Annotated in this window: 15 protein-coding genes; 1 reads left to right on the top strand and 14 read right to left on the bottom strand. The window is 73.1% G+C overall.

What is annotated here, in order from left to right:
- Positions 1-45: 45 nt before the first annotated feature.
- The 14 genes from ACFWZ5_RS09825 to ACFWZ5_RS09760 form a co-directional block, all read right to left on the bottom strand.
- A complete protein-coding gene (locus tag ACFWZ5_RS09825; RefSeq protein ID WP_384788171.1) occupies positions 46-1,644 on the bottom strand; it encodes an FAD-dependent monooxygenase in 1,599 nt (532 codons plus the stop codon).
- A gap of 112 nt (positions 1,645-1,756) precedes the next feature.
- Positions 1,757-2,803, bottom strand: coding sequence for an NAD(P)-dependent alcohol dehydrogenase (locus tag ACFWZ5_RS09820; protein ID WP_384788174.1), 1,047 nt, complete (start codon positions 2,801-2,803; stop codon positions 1,757-1,759).
- A gap of 34 nt (positions 2,804-2,837) precedes the next feature.
- Entirely contained in the window at positions 2,838-3,386 is a 549-nt protein-coding gene (locus ACFWZ5_RS09815; protein WP_384788177.1) for a hypothetical protein, read from the bottom strand.
- Positions 3,387-3,421: 35 nt separating this feature from the next.
- Positions 3,422-5,098 (bottom strand): aromatic amino acid lyase, encoded by a 1,677-nt coding sequence (locus ACFWZ5_RS09810; protein ID WP_384788179.1) that lies wholly within the window; start codon positions 5,096-5,098, stop codon positions 3,422-3,424.
- A 3-nt stretch (positions 5,099-5,101) separates the two neighbouring features.
- Entirely contained in the window at positions 5,102-6,154 is a 1,053-nt protein-coding gene (locus tag ACFWZ5_RS09805) for a phenazine antibiotic biosynthesis protein (RefSeq protein ID WP_384788182.1), read from the bottom strand.
- A 69-nt stretch (positions 6,155-6,223) separates the two neighbouring features.
- Positions 6,224-6,979 (bottom strand): SDR family NAD(P)-dependent oxidoreductase, encoded by a 756-nt coding sequence (locus ACFWZ5_RS09800; protein ID WP_384890587.1) that lies wholly within the window; start codon positions 6,977-6,979, stop codon positions 6,224-6,226.
- The gene (locus ACFWZ5_RS09795; RefSeq protein WP_384788188.1) at positions 6,979-8,103 is read right to left on the bottom strand and encodes an acyl-CoA synthetase; all 1,125 of its coding nucleotides are present in this window, start codon (positions 8,101-8,103) and stop codon (positions 6,979-6,981) included. Before ACFWZ5_RS09795 ends, ACFWZ5_RS09800 begins: the two co-directional genes overlap by 1 nt.
- Positions 8,100-8,375, bottom strand: coding sequence for an acyl carrier protein (locus tag ACFWZ5_RS09790; protein ID WP_384788191.1), 276 nt, complete (start codon positions 8,373-8,375; stop codon positions 8,100-8,102). Before ACFWZ5_RS09790 ends, ACFWZ5_RS09795 begins: the two co-directional genes overlap by 4 nt.
- Entirely contained in the window at positions 8,362-8,841 is a 480-nt protein-coding gene (locus ACFWZ5_RS09785; protein WP_384788194.1) for a hypothetical protein, read from the bottom strand. The genes ACFWZ5_RS09790 and ACFWZ5_RS09785 overlap by 14 nt, the downstream gene beginning before the upstream one ends.
- Positions 8,842-8,919: 78 nt before the next feature.
- Positions 8,920-10,680: a prenyltransferase/squalene oxidase repeat-containing protein gene (locus ACFWZ5_RS09780; RefSeq protein WP_384788197.1), complete on the bottom strand. Its 1,761-nt coding sequence runs from the start codon at positions 10,678-10,680 to the stop codon at positions 8,920-8,922.
- Positions 10,677-12,002 carry a phenylacetate--CoA ligase family protein gene (locus tag ACFWZ5_RS09775; protein WP_384788200.1) on the bottom strand — a complete coding sequence of 442 codons (1,326 nt, stop codon included), beginning with the start codon at positions 12,000-12,002 and terminating at the stop codon, positions 10,677-10,679. Before ACFWZ5_RS09775 ends, ACFWZ5_RS09780 begins: the two co-directional genes overlap by 4 nt.
- On the bottom strand, positions 11,999-13,429 hold the full coding sequence (locus ACFWZ5_RS09770) for an aldehyde dehydrogenase family protein (protein WP_384788203.1): 1,431 nt from the start codon (positions 13,427-13,429) through the stop codon (positions 11,999-12,001). Before ACFWZ5_RS09770 ends, ACFWZ5_RS09775 begins: the two co-directional genes overlap by 4 nt.
- A 192-nt stretch (positions 13,430-13,621) precedes the next feature.
- Positions 13,622-14,770 (bottom strand): 3-deoxy-7-phosphoheptulonate synthase, encoded by a 1,149-nt coding sequence (locus ACFWZ5_RS09765; protein WP_384788206.1) that lies wholly within the window; start codon positions 14,768-14,770, stop codon positions 13,622-13,624.
- An 846-nt stretch (positions 14,771-15,616) separates the two neighbouring features.
- Complete coding sequence (locus ACFWZ5_RS09760) at positions 15,617-16,879, bottom strand: dienelactone hydrolase family protein (RefSeq protein WP_384788209.1); 1,263 nt, start codon at positions 16,877-16,879, stop codon at positions 15,617-15,619.
- 130 nt (positions 16,880-17,009) lie between these two features.
- Here ACFWZ5_RS09760 and ACFWZ5_RS09755 point away from each other — a divergent pair, with 130 nt between their 5' ends.
- Positions 17,010-17,996, top strand: coding sequence for a phosphotransferase family protein (locus ACFWZ5_RS09755; RefSeq protein ID WP_384788212.1), 987 nt, complete (start codon positions 17,010-17,012; stop codon positions 17,994-17,996).
- Positions 17,997-18,005: the final 9 nt, after the last annotated feature.

Below are 18,005 nucleotides of genomic sequence, written 5' to 3'. Positions count from 1 at the left end.
GCGCCGCCCCCCCGGTGTCGCGGGGGGGGGGCCCCAACGCTCCGGTCAGCGCCCGAGGATCGCGGTGAGCGCCGCCGTGAGCTCACCCTCCGGATCGTCGGCGGCGTCCTTGCCGCGCCAGGCCACGACGGCATCGGGGCGGACGAGGGCGGCACCGGTCGGCGCCACCCCGTAGCGTGCGCACCAGGCGTTGTCCCTGTCGGTGAAGCGGTCGCCGAGCCGGTGCGTGGCGAGCGTGACCCCGAGAGCGCGCGCGACCTTCTCGGCGGCGGCCACCCACGACGCGGCCTCGTCCCCGGCGAGGAGCACGAAACCGCGGCCGAACAGGTCGTGGGTGGAGAACTCCCGCGGGCCGTCGGTGAGGACGACGTGCGGCGCCCGTCCCCCGGGGCGCCCGGTGGGGTGCCACGGATCCTCCTGGAGGCTGCCGTCGTCGTCGGCCTCGGTGCGGACCGCGGCGGAGTGGTACCGGAAGCCCAGATACTCCTTGGGCATGGGGATCGGGGCGTCGGGGTCGGACGGGTTGTAGCTGGCGGGCACCCGGCCCTCGGAGATCTTCGCCAGTTCGACCTCGCGCTCCAGCGTGATGGTGACCATGGGCCGCCGCTCGGTCTCGTACGTGTCGAGCAGGCCGGGGCCCGCCTGGCCGGTGAGGACGAGCGCGAGCCGCCAGGACAGGTCGTAGGCGTCCTGGATGGCGAGGTTGCCGCCCTGCCCGCCGTTGGGCGGGCACGCGTGCGCGGCGTCGCCCGCAAGGAAGACCCGGCCCTCGCGGAACCGCTCGGCCAGCTTGTGGTTGATGGGGAAGAAGCGGGCGTTGACGAAGGTGACGTCGATCCCGGGGTCGTCGATCGCGCGGCGGATCCGCTCCAGGCAGCGCGCCTCGGTGAAGTCCTCCGGCGTCTCGCCCCGTTCGGGGAAGTAGTCGACCCACAGGGTGTGCCGCTCGGAGCCGTCCAGGATGAAGCTGGACCCGCTGCCGGGCATCCCGATGACCTCGACCGCGCCCTTCTCCACGTACCGCGTCAGATCGGCCTCGAAGGTGAGGATGTACATGTGGCCGATGGTTCCGCTGCCCTCGACGGCGATGCCGAGCCGGTCGCGGATCGGGCTCGTGTTCCCGTCGGCCGCCACCATGTAGTCCGCCTCGACCACGTACGTGCTGCCGGTGGCCACCTCCCGCAGCGTCGCGGTGACCTTCTCGTCGTCCTGGACGAAGGAGACCAGCTCGGTGCCGAGGCGCACGTCCGCGCCGGCCTCCTCGGCGCTCGTCCGCAGGATGTCCTCGACCTGGGCCTGGGATATCCAGGCCAGCGGCGGCACCGACGAGAGCTCTCCCGGGTCGGGCAGCCCGGCCAGCGGGTCGAGGAAGCGCCGTCCTGGGTCGGACAGGGAGGTGCCGTGGCTGATGCGGGGCCACTGCGTGTCCGCGAGGGCGGTGCGGATCCGCCGCGCCACACCGGGCAGGGTGTTGAGCAGCTCCTGGGAGCGGGTGTTGAGCCCCCACGCCTTCGGCAGCGTGGAGACGGTGGGCCGTCGTTCCACCACGAGAGGGCGCACACCGCGTGCGGCGAGGCTCAACGCCGTGGTGAGCCCGGTGTAGGCGCCGCCGACGACGAGCACGGGAACGCGCTGGACTGACATGGCATGTGCCTCCGTTACTGCTGTGTCCAGAGTGGGGAAGTGCGGATGCGCGGGGCGGGGGCCGCCCGACCGGCCGCGGCGCGGTCAGCGGTCAGTGGCCGGCGGTCAGTGGTCAGCGCTCGCCGAGCGTGGCGATGTCGATGACGTAGCGGTAGCGGACGCCCGACAGGTTCTCCCAGGCCTCGGGGACCCGCTCCGCGGGGATCCTCTCGATCTCCGGCGCGATGGCGTGCCGCGCGCAGAAGTCGAGCATGTCCTGGGTCTCCCGGATGCCCCCGATGGAGGACCCGGCGATGCTGCGGCGGGCGGTCAACAGGGAGAACACGTTGTACGAGGCGACGGGCTCACCCGGCGCGCTCACATGCACGAGGGCGCCGTCCAGACCGAGCAGGCCCAGATGGGCGTCCACGTCGAGGAGGGCAGGGACCGTGGCGAGGAGCAGGTCGAAGTGACCGGCGAGACCGGCGAGTTCCGCCTGGTCCCGGGTGTCCACGAAGCGTCCGGCACCGAAGCGCAGGGCGTCGGCCCTCTTGCCGGGGGACCGGCCGAGGACGGTGACCTCGGCACCCATGGCCGCGGCGATCTTCACGCCGAGGTGCCCGAGCCCGCCCATGCCGAGCACGCCGACGCGCACGCCGGGCCCCGCCTGCCACTTGCGCAGGGGTGAGTAGACGGTGACGCCCGCGCACAGCAGCGGGGCCGCGCTGTCGAGCGCGAGCGCGTCGGGGACACGCAGGACGAACCGCTCCGCGACGACGATGGACCGGCTGTAGCCGCCCAGCGTCACCGTCCCGTCATGGTCACGGGCGGAGTACGTCTTGACGAACCCCTCGACGCAGTACTGCTCCTCGCCCGCCGCACAAGGGGCGCACTGTCCGCAGGAGTTGACGATGAAGCCCACGCCCACCCGGTCCCCGACGGCGAACCCGGTGACGGCGTCGCCGACTTCGGCGACCACCCCGGTGATCTCGTGACCGGGGACGAGGGGGAAGGACGTCCCGCCCCAGTCGTCATGGCCGACGTGCAGGTCGGTGTGGCAGATTCCGGTGTACGCGATGTCGATCCGGACGTCGTCGGCGCGCAGGGCCCGCCGCTCGATGGTGGTCAGGGCGAACGGCGCCCCCTTCGCGGGCAGCGACAGGGCGAGAGTGCTGGGCATGGTGATCCTCTTTCCGTGTGTCCCGCGTGCTCGCTCACCTGTCCAGCGAGATGTGGTACGTCTCCTTCGGGGTCTGGATGTCGTTGCACGTCACCTCGCCGGTGGCGCCGCGGTAGGCGCCGGTGCCGCCGGTGACGGCCATCCGCACCGTGTCGCTGCCCTTCACCCACAGGGACTGCGCGGTGATCTGACCCTTCGGCAGCTGGATCGACAGCACGCAGCTGGTGGTGATCTTTGCGCCCTCCAGCTCCGTCACCTGGCAGGAACTGCCGTCCTTGCCGATCTGCCGACCGCCCTGGGACAGCTTGTCCGCGTACACGAACTCGTCACCGACGCTGAGCCCGGGGGCGCCGACATCGGTGTGCACGACCCCGTTGTTGCCCACGGCCAGGTCGATGACCTCGTCGGACGTGGCCTGCGCGGGCGCGGCGACCACGGCGGAGATGCCGAGGGCGAGCAGCCCGCTCGCGGCGACACCGAGCACGGCGCACGCCTTCCTGCCGGGGAGCTTCCTGCCGGGTGCCTTCTGGGCGGGCGTGGTGCTGTCGGACATGTTCCTGTCGGGCATGTTCCTGTCGGACATGGGGTGAACCTCCTTGGATCCGCGGCGCGACACGCTCATCGCGACGCTGTTGCTGTGGTGGTGGGGGCCAGGTCCCGGCCCGCGGCGAAGTCCTCGTCACCGAGCCCCGCGGCGCGCCGCAGCGCACCCGTCTCGATGAGGCCGGTCACCGCTTCGATGTCCTGGTCGAGGCGCCGGTCACGGCTGACGAACGCGCTGTGCTCCCGGATGAGCCCGTGCACGGCCTGGACGGCGGGTGCCGCGAGGTCGACGCCCCGCAGCTCGATCGCCTGGGCGAGAGCCAGCAGATGGATGGCCGCCACCTCGCGCACCAGGCCGTTGACGGTGCGCGCGTCACGGGCCGAGATGGTGCCCATGCTGACGATGTCCTGGTTGTGCGCCTCCGTGGAGCGCGAGAACACCGAGACAGGACCGGTCTGTTTGAGGGCTTCGGCGGTGACGGCGGATGCCGCGATCTGCATCCCCTTGAACCCGTGGTGCAGGCCCGCCTCGGGGTCGTCGGGGCGGCGCCCGACGACCAGATTGGGCGGCAGGCCCTCGTTGAACTTCTCGTCCACGACGAGCGCCAGCTGACGGTCGAGCAGATTGGCAAGGCCCGCCACCGCGGTCTTCAGGCTGTCCATGGACTGCCCGACATGGCCCGCGTAGAAGTTCCCGCCGAGGTGGAGCCCGGACGCGTCGACGTCGAACAGGGGGTTGTCGGTGGCGGAGTTGATCTCGGTGGTGAGCCAGCGCTCCGTCCAGTCGAGCGTGTCGTGGACGATGCCGACGATCTGCGGGGCGCAGCGCACCGAGTACTTGTCCTGGATCCGCTCGTTCAGCTGGAGGTAGCTCCGCCCGGCCAGCTTCTCGCGGCGCACCAGGATGTCGTCGAAGGACGTGGCGAGCCGCGACCCCGTCAGCAGCGTCCGGATGGTCCGCGCGGAGGCGACCTGGCCGGGGTGCTGTTTGTGCGCGTGGACGAAGGGGTGCAGGGCGGACGCGTTGCCCTGCAGCGCCTCCAGCGTCATGGCCGTCGCGAGCTCGGCGACGAAGGCCAGCTCCCGCGCGTCCCACGCGGCGAGGACCGCGTACGCGGCCGCGAAGGAGGTGCCGTTGATCAGCGCGATGCCCTCCTTGGGCGCGAGCCGCAGCGGCTCGATGCCCTCGTCGCGCAGGGCGTCGCGCGCCGGGCGCACGCGGCCGCGGTGCAGCACCTGCCCCTCGCCGATCAGCGCCGCCGCCAGATAGCACAGCGGCACCAGATCGCCGCTTGCGCCGAGCGAACCGCGCTCGGGGATCAACGGCAGGATGTCCCGGCCCAGGCACTCAAGGAGCGTCGACACCGCCTCCGGCCGGATCGCCGAGACCCCCTTGGCCAGCGCGTTGGCCCGGATGAGCATGGTGGCCCTGGCGACCGCCGGCACGGCGGCCGGGCCCACGCCGTTCAGGTGGTAGAGCACCAGGTTGCGCTGGAGCGCGTGTGCCTTGTCCGGCGAGATCTGCCGGACGCAGCTGTCGCCGAAGCCCGTGGTCACGGCGTAGATGGGAACTTCCTGGGCGAGCAGCGTCTCCTTGAGGTCCACGGAGGCGTGCATTTGTTTGACGGCGGCGGGGCCGAGCGTCACCCGGGTGGCGTGGCCGTCGCGGCGCGCGGCCGCGGCGACCGCGCGGGGCGAGAGGCCGGTTCCGTCGAGTTCGAGTTCGAGTTCGAGATGCGAGGCGGCGGACATGGGTCAGTAGACGCCTTCGATCATCTTCTGGCCGTCCACCTCGGCGACGGGATGGATGTTCCGCAGGGAGTCGCCGACGCCCGTGGGGCTGGGCACGCGCGTGGCCAGGTCGCGTTCGAGGCTGTTGGGCACGAGGCCGTACTTGGTGAGGTAGTTCATGACCACGGCCCCTTCCGACCCGAACGCGACCGGCTGACCGGACGCGGGGTCGACCACGCGGTAGAAGACGTAGGGGGCGTACGAGTCGAAGACCGCGTCGCCCGTCGCGTCGGCGTCCGCGCGCTGGACCGTGCCGCTGAGGACCGACGTGCTGCCGTACGAGCCCCGGAACCGCGTCTTGGGGAAGAACTCCGTGGCCAGGTAGTCCAGGGTGTCGGGGTCCATGTGCGCCCCGGTCCAGATCACCAGGCGCACCTTCTCCTGGATCAGCGCGCGGACCGACGGCCGGTCGGCGAGCTTGGCCAGGAGCGGCGGCGTCGTGATGAGGAACGCGATGTCCTGTGACTGCAGGACCAGTTCGGCCTGGTCGACGAGGTGCTCGACATAGGCGCCGGCACCGGCGGTGTCACCGGCGGCGATGAGCCGCTTCACCCAGCGCGGGTCCAGGTCCACGGAGAACCGGATGCCGCCCCTGGCCCGCGCGAGCCGGTTCGAGTACTCGCCGAGCATGTGGGGGCCGCTGGGCGCCACGGCCAGGGCGTGTCCCTGGCCGTCGTCGGTGTAGTGGGAGTTCTCCCACGCCATGTACTGGTCGAACCAGTTCTCGAACATCACGAAGCGCTTGGGGGCGCCCGTGGTGCCGCCGCTCTCGTACACGGCGAACACCTTCTCCGTCGCGTCCAGGCCGCGCGGGATCAGGTCCTCGACCGGCACGTCCCGGAGCTCGTCCACCAGGTTGGGGAACTTCAGGAGGTCGTCGACGCACCGCACCTCGTCGACCGGGTCGAAGCCGAGCCGGTCGCGCCGGTCAAGCCAGTAGCGGGAGCCCGTGGCCGGGTCGAAGTGCCAGCGCATCATGGCTCGGACGTGCGCGTCGGCCTGTTCGCGGGCGTTCATGGCGTGTCACCGTTCTTTCTCGATCGGGGGAGGCGGGGAAGGGAAGAGGGGGCGGAGGGGCGGACGTCGTCAGACGCCGTGGTACGAGCCGCCGTTGATCTGGAGGATCTGCGAGGTGACATAGCCACCCGGCCCCGAGCACAGGTAGAGGGCGAGCTCCGCGACGTCCGCCGGGTCGCCCGCGCGGCGCAGGGCGGTCTGCCGGACGAGCAGGGCCTCCCGAGCGGCGGACATGGTGTCGCCGAACAGGTCGGTGCCCGCGATATAGCCCGGCGCGATCGCGTTGGCGCTGATGCCGCGCGGGCCGAGGCGCGCCGCCAGGGCGTGGACGTACGCGTGGAGGGCCGCCTTCGCGGCGCCGTACCCGCCCGTCCCACCGGACGACCCCCGGTAGGCGGCGATGGAGCTGTGGAGCACGATGCTGCCGCCGTCGGCCATGAGCGGGACCAGGCCCTCCACGGCGACGACCGCGGTCAGGACGTTCGACCGGTACGCGTCCTGCCACTCCGTCAGGACCGAGGTGAGGTCCTGGCCTCCGGGCGGCGGGACCGAGCCCGCACAGCACACCAGGCCGCTGACGGGGAGCCCGGTCGACCTGACGTGGTCCGTCAGGAGCTCCGCCGCACCGGCGTCGGCCATGTCGAGGGCGAGCGGCTCGACGTCCGCTCCCGGCACGCCCGCGCGGATCTCCTCAACAGCCCGGGCGAGCCGGTCCTTCCCGCGGGCGACGAGCAGCACCCTGTCCCCGTTCGCGGCGAACCGCTCCGCCGTGGCCTTGCCGATGCCGGCGCTCGCGCCGGTCACCACGATCAACCTGGACACCATCAGTTCCTCGGAGCAGTCAGAGAGGTCAGAGCAGTCAGAGAGGTCAGAGCGGTCAGAAGGGCTGCCCGGTCGGGCTTGCCGGTGGCGGTCCGCGGGATGGCGGCCAGCTCCACCGTCCGCGACGGGCTCGGGAAGTCCCGCAGCGCCGCCCGGACGTCGGCCAGGCCCACTCCGCTGCCGCGGCCGGCCCAGAAGACCGCGTAGCCCTCTCCGGTGAGCGGGTCGGCGGGCAGGGGAAGGGCGACGCACTCGGCGTGCGGCAGGCGGGTGGTGAGCCGCTCGTCGACCCGGGTGAGATGCAGCTTGATCCCGTTCACCTTGATCAGGGAGCTGCTGCGCCCGACGAGCCGGAACGCGCCGGGGCCGGTGAACTCCACCAGGTCGCCGGTGGCCCACTGGGCGGGCGGGCGCCGCCCGCTCTCGGGCCGGGCCAGGCGCGGGCTGCGGACGACCAGTTCCTCCGTCCGCCCTGCCGGTGCGTCGGCGTCACGGCCGTCCCTCACACCGCGACCGCCCTGTACGTCACGTACGCCACGTGCGTCACGTACGTCACGTATGAAGGTCACGTCGGGGAAGGCCCGCCACGGGCCCGCGCCGCTCTCCTCGGGGGCCAGCGGGCGGTGGGCGATGCCCCCGGTCTCCGTCGACCCCAGGATCTCGTGCGCCCGCAGCAGCGGTGCGGCCCGGGCGACGAGTGCGCGGGCGCTGGGCGGCGGGGCCGCCGAGCTGTGCAGGGCGACGACCGAGCGCGCGCGTTCCAGCACGGGCAGGGAGCGGCGCAGCAGGTCCCAGGCCATCGGGACGCACACGACCAGGACCCGCTCGCCGGGGGCGACCGGCAGGGCCGCGAACGGGTCCGCCCACGCCTGGTGGACGCGGACGTCCGCCAGGCGCGGCAGCCACTGGCCGAACAGGGCGCCGAACAGATGCCGCGGCGGGGCGTAGTTGACCACGTGGTCGACGGGTCCGACGAGGTGCGTGCCGATCAGCTCCACCTCGCGCTCCATCTGGCGCGGGAGGCGGTACCAGCGGCGCGCGGCCCCGGTGCTGCCGGACGTGTCGAAGGGCACCTCGCCGGATCCCTCCGCCGGGGACTCCCGCGTACGAGCCGCCGTGCGCGTCATGCCGTCTGGTCCTCGACGCGCTCGCGCACGTACTCGGCGGTCCGGTCGAGCGTGCTGAACCAGTAGCGGACGTCGTCGCCGACGAAGTCGACCTCGATGCCGAACTCGCCCTCCACGGCGGTGACGTACTCGAGTGCCGCGAGGCTGTCGAAGCCCGGCAGCGCGTCGGTCAGCTCCGCGTCCGGCGCCAGCGAGCGGGCGGCGGCGCCGAAGCGCTTCTCGAGGACGGCCAGGACGCGGGTGCTGATCTCGGCGCGGTCAGTGGTGTGCATGGCGGGAACCTTTCTCATGGCTGCGGGCGACCGGCTGCGGGCCGCTCTCCTGGCTGCGGCCGGCCGGTGGCGGGCCGCCGCTCGTCATCGACCCCGACTCCAGGTACGCGACGCGGTCGGGACGCGTGGCCTCGAACCGGACCATCAGGTGGGTGGCGTCCGCGTCGAGGCCGAGCGCCGCCCTGATCTCCTCGGCGAGCTCCGCCCGGTACGCGTGGTCGCGGTCGGGGTGGACATGGCACACGACGGACGCCCACCGGGCGCGCTTGTCCTCGGCCGCGCCCTCCGCGTACGTCGTCAGCGGCATCCCGCCGGCGAAGTACGTCATGGGCTCCGCGGTGCGGAAGGAGACGACGACGTGCGCGGCGTTCGAGCCGTGCGTGGCCAGCCAACGGGTGAGGCGCAGCGCGGCCTTGAGCCGTGCGGAGGGGGTGAGCGGGGTGCTGGTCACATCGACGGTCGGCAAGATTCCGTGCCTTTCACGAGTCCGTGCCTTTCACGAGTCCGGCCCTTCATGAGTGCCTGCCTTCATGAGTGCGTGTCTTCACGAGAGGGCCAGCGGCGGCAGGGCGTGCTGTTCAGGCGCGAGGCGCAGCTCCAGGCGGCGCCCCAGGCAGTCGGCGAGCGGGCCGCCGCTCGCGCGCATCAGGGGGGTCCAGGCGAACCCGGAGTCCGCCGTGCGCACGCTGTCCAGGAACTTCGTCAGATGACCGGCGTCCCAGTCGAGGCCGAACGCGTCCGCGGCGAGGACGGCTTCGTAGGTGCTGAGCAGATCGGGGACCCGGTTGCCCTCGCTCGCGAAGCCGCCGCCGCGGACCCGGTGTCGGGCGAGCGCGTCGCGGACGTGTGTGTCGCGACCGTGGGCGCCCGTGACCTGCGCGCCGTCGGCCCCGGCCGCCCGGTCGAGCGCCCGCAGGCCCTGCAGGGTGGCCCGCAGCGTGGGCCTGCCGCCGGGTACGTTGGCGTACTGGCCGGGCGCTGTCTCGCAGGTCGCCACGTACGCGGCGACGCCGCGCAGGGGAGCGGCGACGGCCTGCCCGCCGGACCGGTGGAGGATCTCCGCGGCCGCGCACGTCGACACCATGTCCGACGCGCGGCCCTCCCAGTATCCGAAGCCGCCGTCGGGGTTCTGGATGGCACCGGCGAGCCAGTCCGCGATCCTGGCACGGGCCGGGGCGTCCTCCTCGAACGCCCCCGCCGACAGGGCCCACAGGGTGCACCGCACCTCACTGCCCCGCCCGGGCATATACATGATGCCGTCCTCGTTCGGCATCATGCAGCTCTCCATCCACCGCAGCGCGTCCCGCTCCCCGGCGTCCGAGAAGCGGCGGGCCAGCAGGTGGGCGGAGGTGGTGAGCACGTCCGACGCGAGCTCGGGAGCGCGATAGGTGAACCCGCCCTGCCCGGTACGGAAGGACAGGACCGCCTCGACCACGCGGTCGGAGATGTCCGTCAGGTCGGCGCCGAGTTCCCTGAGCGCCCCCACCCCGCAGAACGCGGCCCACACGTCCGGCACGGGATAGCCGGGCCACCGGGTGAACGACCCGTCAGGGAGCAGCCGGCCCCGGATCCAGGCGACACACGCCTCGCGGTCCCGCGGCGCCTCGCCGAGACGGCGCAGGGCACTGGTGGCCCGGAACGTCGCCCACAGGCAGTCCGTCCCGTCGCCCGCCTGGAAGGTGAAGCCGCCCGCCGCGCTCTGCCGGCCCGTCAGCCAGCGCGTGAGCCGCTCGCGGTCCCACGGCAGCGGACCCCGTCCGCCGGTGGCGGCGCTCCAGGCGGTGATGGCGTAGTAGCAGGCCCGCACGTCGGACGCGCCGTCCTTCGCGTGCGCCGGGCTCCAGGCGAGGCCGCCGTCCTTGGCCTGGAGCGCCGCGAGCCAGTCGTGCAGCCCTTCCGGCGGGCGCTCGTCGTAGATCTCCACCAGGGTGCGTACGGCGTAGTAGGTGGCCCACACGTCCGACGCCTGACCGGGCGTCATGGCGAAGCCGCCGTCCGCGTGGGCGGCGCTCCACACCCACGCCGAACTCGGCCCGCCGACCGTGCCCCGGCTGCCCGCGGGCAGATCGGCCATGGCCTGGGTGCAGTAGTAGGTGGCCCAGGCGTCGGAGCTCATCCCGGCCGACCAGGCGAAGCCGCCGTCGGAGTTCTGCCGGGACGCGAGGAAACCGGCGACGGTCCCGGGCGCGGGCAGATCGCCGACGCGGTCGAGCCAGGCGAGGGTCCGCACGGCCGCGTAGGTGCACCACAGGTCGGAGTCCCCGGAGACGACCCCGGACGACCCGCGCAAGGTGTCGTACGTCATGCCGGCACCACCTCGCCGACGACACGGAAGTTGGAGCGCTTCCAGCTCTTCTGGGAGCCGCCGCTCTTGGTCGTCGCGGGCAGCCGGTTGACGAACCGGACCTCGTCCCAGCGGAAGCCGAAGCGCTCGTCCGTACGCCGCTGGACCAGGTCGTTCTTCGCGGGCTCGGCCTCGCGGTCGGCGCCCGGGTCGCGTTCGAGCAGGAGCCTGGCCCAGGTGCCGGCCTCGTCGACCTCGATCAGATAGCCCATGACGTCGCGGCCCGCGTAGACGATGCCTTCGAGGTCGCGGGTGCGCACGCGGCTGCCCTTGATCTCCGTCCCGTCGCTGCCCCGGCCGTGGACCGTCACGACCGGGACGTCCTCGCCGCAGGGGCAGCCGTCGGTCACCGACACCTCGTCGCCCATGTCGAGGCGGAGGAGGGGGCGGGCGTCGTTGTTGAGCGGGGTGACGACGAGCCGTCCTTCGCGTCCGGCCTCGGCGGGCGCGATGCCGTTCCCGTCCGCGATCTCGAAGTAGTTGGCCCCGCGCAGCAGATGCAGCCGGTCCTGCGCGCAGCATGCGGCGAGCGTGCCGCTCTCGGTGCTGCCGTAGCTCGCGTCGTAGGCCCGCGCGCCCCACCACTGGCCCGCCATGGCCCGCAGCTCGGGGGTGCTCACCTCGCCCAGCAGCATGAGGAGCTCGACCGACCGGCTCAACCGGTCGATCAGGCCGCGCCTCTTGACGACCTGGGAGAACTCCAGGAGCACACCGGGCGCCACGAAGAGGACGGTCGGCCGGAAGACCTCCCACAGGCCGACGATGCGGTCCCAGTCGGAGATCCCGGTGGTGTACGGGTAGGCCTTGACGTGGGGAATGCCGAGGAACTCGCAGACGCCGACCATCAGGTCGGCCACCGGCACGATGTCCGACGGCAGCAGGATCAGGGCGCGATGACCGCCGTCGGCCAGGAGCGGGCGCCAGGCCTCGGCCACGGACACGGTGTTGGCGATCATGTCCCGGGCCGTGCGCGGCGTGGGCGTCGGGACCCCGGTCGTCCCGGTGGTCTGGTAGTACTTCAGGCCCGCGTCGACCGGCACTCGCAGATAGTCGAGCGGACGGGCCTTGAGGTCGTCCTTCGAGGTCGCGGGCAGGTCGAGGAACGCCTGCGTGGAGAAGGCGCCGAGCGGGGCGTAGGCGGGGGTCTGCTCCGCGCGGTGCCAGACGTCGGCCAGCTTCGACGCGTAGTAGGCGCCGTCGGAGGGGGCGGCGCGGCGGTGGGCGGCCACCTCCTGCTGTATCCGCTCCATGAAGTCGAGGTCACTCCTGGAGTTGATCTTCACTTGCCACTCCTTGTCTCGTCCGACGTCTGGTCTGACATCTCGCCCGACATCTCGTCCGGCGTCTCGCCCGGAAGGGCCAGGCCCTTGGCGCGCATCAGGAACTCCCCGAGGAACCCGTCGTGCGGTACGTCCGGATGGACCCAGGAGGTCGGCCTGCCCCAGTACACGTTGGCGACCGCCGTGAGCTCCGCGGCCCGCGCGACCAGGCCCCCGTCCCCGGTGTGCAGCGAAAGGACCAGGGAGCCGTCGAGGACGTCCACGGCGCCGCGCTCGAACGGGGCGACCCATACGCACGGGAAGGGCACCTCGTACGACAGCAAGGGGTCTTTCGGGGAGGCCAGTTCGACGACCGCGGGCGTCACGGTCGCCAGGGAGCCCGTGCCGCCGAGCCGTTCGACCCGCGGCGGCAGGTGCACGGTCGAGCCCTTCGCCCGGTTCAGGACCGCCGTCACGAGGCGCCGCGCGTCGGCCTCCGGCAGGCACGGCAGGAGCGCCTCGTCGTCCAGGGGCCGCGCCGGCGCCACATCGCGCAGCGCGGCGGCGAGTTCAGCGGCGAAGCCCGCCGGGTCCTGTTCGACGAGGACGCCCGTGGTCGCCGTGCAGGCGGTGCCCGCGTGGTAGAGGGCACCCGTGCGGGCCAGGTCGAGCCCGGCGCGCCGGTCCGCGTCGGCGGTCACGACCAGCTTCGAGCGGCCCGGGCCCTGGAGGCGGACGTCGGCGCGGTTGCGGTACCTGTCGACGACGTCCTGACCGCCGTACACCAGGGCCCGGTCCGCGCGCTCGATGATCAGGTCCGCCGTCGCGTGGTCGCAGGGCGCCACGACCAGCTGCGTCGTCGGCAGTCCCGCCTGCCGCAGGGCGGTGACGAGGCGGAGCGGGGTGAGCGGGTCCCGGGTGGAGGGGCGGACGACGACCCGGTAGCCGAGGGCGAGGGCCTCCAGCCACAGGGCGTGCACGCCCGGGCTGTTGCCCGCCGCGTGCACGGCGAAGACGTCCCCGGTCCGGCACCACGCGGCGCCCGCCGACGGCGCGTCGCGCACGGGGGTGCCGACCGGGGCGCAGCCCGTGGGCCGTGCCGAAGCCGGGGCCCGGCCCACGTCCCGCAGGGTCTCGGTGATGAGCCGGTCGCACTCGCGCACGACCGCGACGGGAGTGCCCGTGAGCGCCGAAACCCGCCGCTCATGCGCGTCCAGGTCGTCGCCCAGGACCTCCTGGGCCTCGAAGACGTCGGCCGCCTTCCTGAGCACGTCCGCGGTCTCCGCGACGGGGAGCGGCGCGCTTGCGCGCAGCTGGTCGATCCAGTGGGAGACGACCAGGCCAGGGACCGACGGCAGTTCGAGGGCCGGGGTGCCCGAAGCGTCCGCCACGGTGGTGCGGTTCCGCGTCCGGTAGGGCCCGGTCGGACCCAGCGCGGGGATGTCCAGCATGCTCGCTCTCCTGTTCCTTCCGGCGCGTCACGGGCGTACGTGATGAGTCGGCACGGGGGTGCCGGGACGCGTCGGTACGGGGGCGCACCGAGGCGACTCGGTACGGGGGCGCACCGAGGCGACTCGGTACGGGGCATACGGTGATGAGGGCCGGGGGCGGCGCCCCGACGGCGATCGGCGTCCGGCAGGGGCTCAGCGCCCGGCGGCCGTCACGGCGCGGCGCCTGCGGGTGGCGGCCGCGAGGTCCTTGAGCACGTCCACGGTGGCGTCCCAGCCCATGCAGGCGTCGGTGATGCTCTGGCCGAACACGGGCTCGCCGAGGCCGAGTTCCTGGCGTCCGGGGATCAGGAAGCCCTCCAGCATGACGCCGCGGATGTCCGTGTCGCCGGCCGCGACCTGGTCCGCGATCTCCCGGGCGACCACGGCCTGCTGCTCGTGGTCCTTGCCGCTGTTGCCGTGGCTCGCGTCGATGACCAGGCCGGTCGGCAGGGCGGCCGCCGCGAGGAGCCGCGCCGTCTCGCGCACGTTCTCCGCACCGTAGTTGGGCCGGCCCGACGCGCCCCGGAGCACCACATGGCAGTCGGGGTTCCCGCTCGTGCGCAGCGTGACCGGCCTTCCGTCCCGGTCGTGGCCGAGGTAGGCGTGCGGGGCGGCCGCGGACCGGATGGCGTCGACGGCGACACCGACCGATCCCGTGCTGCCGTTCTTCATGCCCACGGGCATGGGGAGGCCGCTCGCCAGCTGCCGGTGCACCTGGCTCTCCACCGTCCGGGCGCCGATGGCTCCCCAGGAGATCAGGTCCGCCAGATACGCCGGGACTGCCGGGCTCAGCCACTCCGTCGCGATGGCGAGGCCGAGTTCGGCGATCTCCAGCATGAGGGCCCGGGCCGTGCGCAGGCCCCGGTCGATGTCCAGGCTGCCGTCGAGCGCCGGGTCGGCGAGGAGGCCGGTCCAGCCGACCGTGGTGCGCGGCTTCTCCACGTAGACGCGCATGACGACGGCCACGTCGTCGGCGAGGTCGGCGGCCAGTTCGCCCAGGGACTTGGCGTACGCCAGACCGGCGTTCACGTCGTGGATCGAGCACGGGCCGACCACGGCGAGCAGCCGGTCGTCGGTGCCGTTCAGTACGTGGCGGGTCATCAGGCGTCCCGCGTTCACCGAGCGGGCCGCGGCCTCCGTCAGGGGCAGCTCGGTGAGGAGTTCGCCGGGGGTGCTGGCCAGGTGCGCACGGTACTGCCCACCGATCTCACCCGTCTCATCCATCTCACCCGTCTCACCAGGTAAGAACTGCTCGACCACGGACTCGGGTCGGTCCTCGGCCAGCGTGTCAAGACTCTGCATCGTTCCTCAATTCGTTCTACTCAGCGCAGCAGTTGTGCGTCGGCAACGAATCACCCGGGCGGACCTCCGGCCTCCGGGGCGAGGGAGAAGCCGCGGTACGGCGCACGACCGCCCGGCAAGCACGTGCTTCACGGTGCCCCACCTGCGAGGGGGCCCGCTACCTGCGCCGCGTGCAGCAAGCTGTGGTGCACCTAGCTGCACCAGGACGCGGCGTCCGCGCGGCGGGCGGGCCGGAAAGAGGCGGCGGGCAGGCGGGAGGACGGCGGCGGGCGGGCCGGAAGAGAAGGGGACGCGTCGCGGCGCCGACTGCGACAGGGTGACGGACCAGCACACCGCCCCGCGAAGGGCCCGATCACCACCGGTGTGCCATGTGACCCTGCCTCGTCTGGTCCCGTTGCTCAAGCAGTTCGACTTCGTGCGCGAGCGCCTCACCGGCCGCTTGGCGGGACTGGTCATGGACAGCGGCGACGGGACGGACACCGCGGTCGGACCGATGACCGACGAGGAGTACTTCTGGGAGCCGGTGACCGACTTCCGGTCGGTCCGGCGGCGTACCGACGGGCCGGGGGCGCGGCGACGCACCTGGCGAGGGCCGGGGAGCGGGGCCGCGACGCCGCGCCCTGCCCGCATCCGGCGCCCCGCCCTTCACCAGGCTCGCGTGGCGCCTGAGCCCTCATCGAAATGCTGGCCTGCGCACCGACCACGCGGCGGGCAGCCGCACGCCGACGCGGGAGGACCACGCCGTCAGCGGCGACGTGGTGGGTCGACCAGGAACCGCCGCACCACGGAGCCGAGATCGCGCTGCCGCGTGAACCGTGCCGGGCGCGGCAGCGCTGGTCGGCTCGGTCAGATTCCGTCGTCCGGGCGCTTGTTGACCTTCAGGCTCTTCGGGATGGCGGGCAGCAGCCGCTGGGCCGACGACACCTCGCGGATGGTGCGGGGATCGGTGAACGCCTCCTGGCGTGCGGGACGGAAGGTGACGGCCGGGCCGCCCTTGCGGAGGTTGCCGCCCTTGGGGGTGGGCCCGTCGAGGGCGGGGAGGCGGTACGCGGTGGCCTTGCGCAGGGCCTGGGACAGGAAGGACGCGGTGAGCTGCGCGGTCTGGGCGCGGGCCGCGGCCGGTGCGGCGACCTTCGCGGGTCGGCAGGGGCCGATGCCGCCGCCCTTGTCGGTGGGGGCGAGGTTGGTGTTGATCATCCGGTGGCCGGTGCCGGCCAGGAGGACGTCCGCGGCGACCTTCGTCGAGCCCGACTTGGCGAGGGCCTTCATCGTGGCGCGGCCGGCGTCCGGCTGTACGTCCTCGTCGCACGCGCCACGGATGTTGAGGACCGGAACCTTGTGCGGCGCGGGCTCGGCGTTCTCGGCGGGCTCGATGGCCACGGCGCCGAAGAGCCCGGCGCGCTTGGCCGCCTTGGGCGACAGCACGTAGCCGCCGCCCCGGCTGTGCCCGACAAGGCCCACACGCGAGGTGTCGATCCGCCCCTTGACGCCGGGGATCCGCAGGCCGTGGTCGACGCCCTTGTTGAGGTCGGCGAGCAGTCGCAGATGCGCGCTGACGAGATCCGTGTAGCCCTTGGTGGGGTCGGTCTCGCCGCCCCACCAGATCTCCGGTGAGACGACGTCGATGGACACGGCCACGAACCCCTTGCGCGTGAGCGCCTGCACGAGGTGCGAGAGCCCCACGTCGTGACGGAGGTAGTCCGGCCCGAGCCCACGCTCCGGCACACCGGGCTTCGCGCAGACCAGCGGCCAGTGCGTCGTGACGGGCTTGCGGGCGACAGCGTCGGCCTTCCCGGCGGTCACGCAGTTGGGATGCGTGCCGTGCACCACGACGACGACCGGGTGCGGGCCCTTGCCCTTGGGCATGCCGAGCACGCCGTGGACCTGCGTCGGGTTCCCCGCCGTCCTGCCACCGGTGATCTTCAGGAGCCCGGGGGCGAGCCGATAGCTGGTCAGGGAGGCCGAGTCCGGCGCGGCCCGGCCGGCGGCCTGCTGCGGGGCCGCGGCCTGGGCGGCGGTGCCGCAGGCCAGGGTCAGAGCCAGGGCGAAGGCGGTGGCAGTGGCGGCGGTGGCCGTGGGGAGTGCTGCTCGGAGCGTTGCGGTCTTCACGGCAGAGAGGACGGTGAGAAGGAAGGATGCGTTCCTCTTACGGCGGTGCTCGTCGGCCCGGGGGTGCGGCTCGCCGTCGAGCCGTGCCGGTCACCCGGGGCGGCTCCGCGGTGATCGTTAGGCTCGCCCCGTGGCGAACAGCGAGAGTACGGCGACAGCGGACACCGGGACCGAGGAACAGAGCTGGGCCAACACCCGCACATGGGTGGAGCGGAGCCTGCCGCCCGGGGACCGCATACGGAACAGCACGGACCTGCGGGGCGGCTGGACCTCACGGATGCGCCGCCTCGACGTCGAGGGCCGGGACGGGTCGTACGCGCTCGTCCTGCGGTCCTTCGTCAAGCCCTTCTTCGTACGGCACGCGCCGGGCCTGCTGACCCGCGAGGCGGACGTCCTTGGCCTGCTCGCGGACACGAGCGTGCCCGCGGCCCGGCTCCACGCGGTCGACGCGGCCGCCGCGCGGTGCGACCACCCGTCGCTCGTGATGTCGCTGCTGCCGGGGACCGTACGCGTTGACGACGACTCCGCCGTCGAGCGCAGGACCGCACTCCTCGCCGAGCAACTGGTCGCCATCCACGCGATCCGTGTCCCGGCCCACGCCCGCCCGCGCCCGTACGAGGCGTGGACCAGCCCCGAACGCGTGCGGACTCCCGACGGCACGGCACGGCCCGACCTGTGGCGGCGCGCCGTCGACGTGATCCGCCGACCGCCTCCCGCCCACCGCCCGTGCTTTCTGCACCGCGACTTCCACCCGGGGAACGTCCTCTTCACCGGCCACGGCACCGACCTGACGATCAGCGGCGTCGTGGACTGGGTGGAGACGTCCTGGGGCCCCGCCGACCTGGACGTGGCCCACTGCTCCACCGCCCTGGCGCTCCTGCACGGGGTGGACGCCGGCCTGCGCCTGGCGGAGCGGTACAGGGAGGCCGGCGGCACCCTCAGCGACGACCCGGCGGCCCACCTGTACTGGCGGCTCCTCGACGCCCTCGCCTTCGCGCCGGACGCGGAGAAGGTCGCCGGGCCCTGGCGGGAGCTGGGGCGGCACGACCTGACGCCCGCCGTGCTCACCCAGCGCCTTGAGGACTACGTCGAGACCCTCCTCAGCCGGTACGGCTGAGGAGGGCCG

This window comes from Streptomyces sp. NPDC059003, assembly GCF_042740445.1.
Classification (GTDB): Bacteria; Actinomycetota; Actinomycetes; order Streptomycetales; family Streptomycetaceae; genus Streptomyces.
The sequence above is the reverse complement of the archived record's forward strand: the minus strand, read 5'-3'. Positions and strand labels throughout refer to the sequence as shown.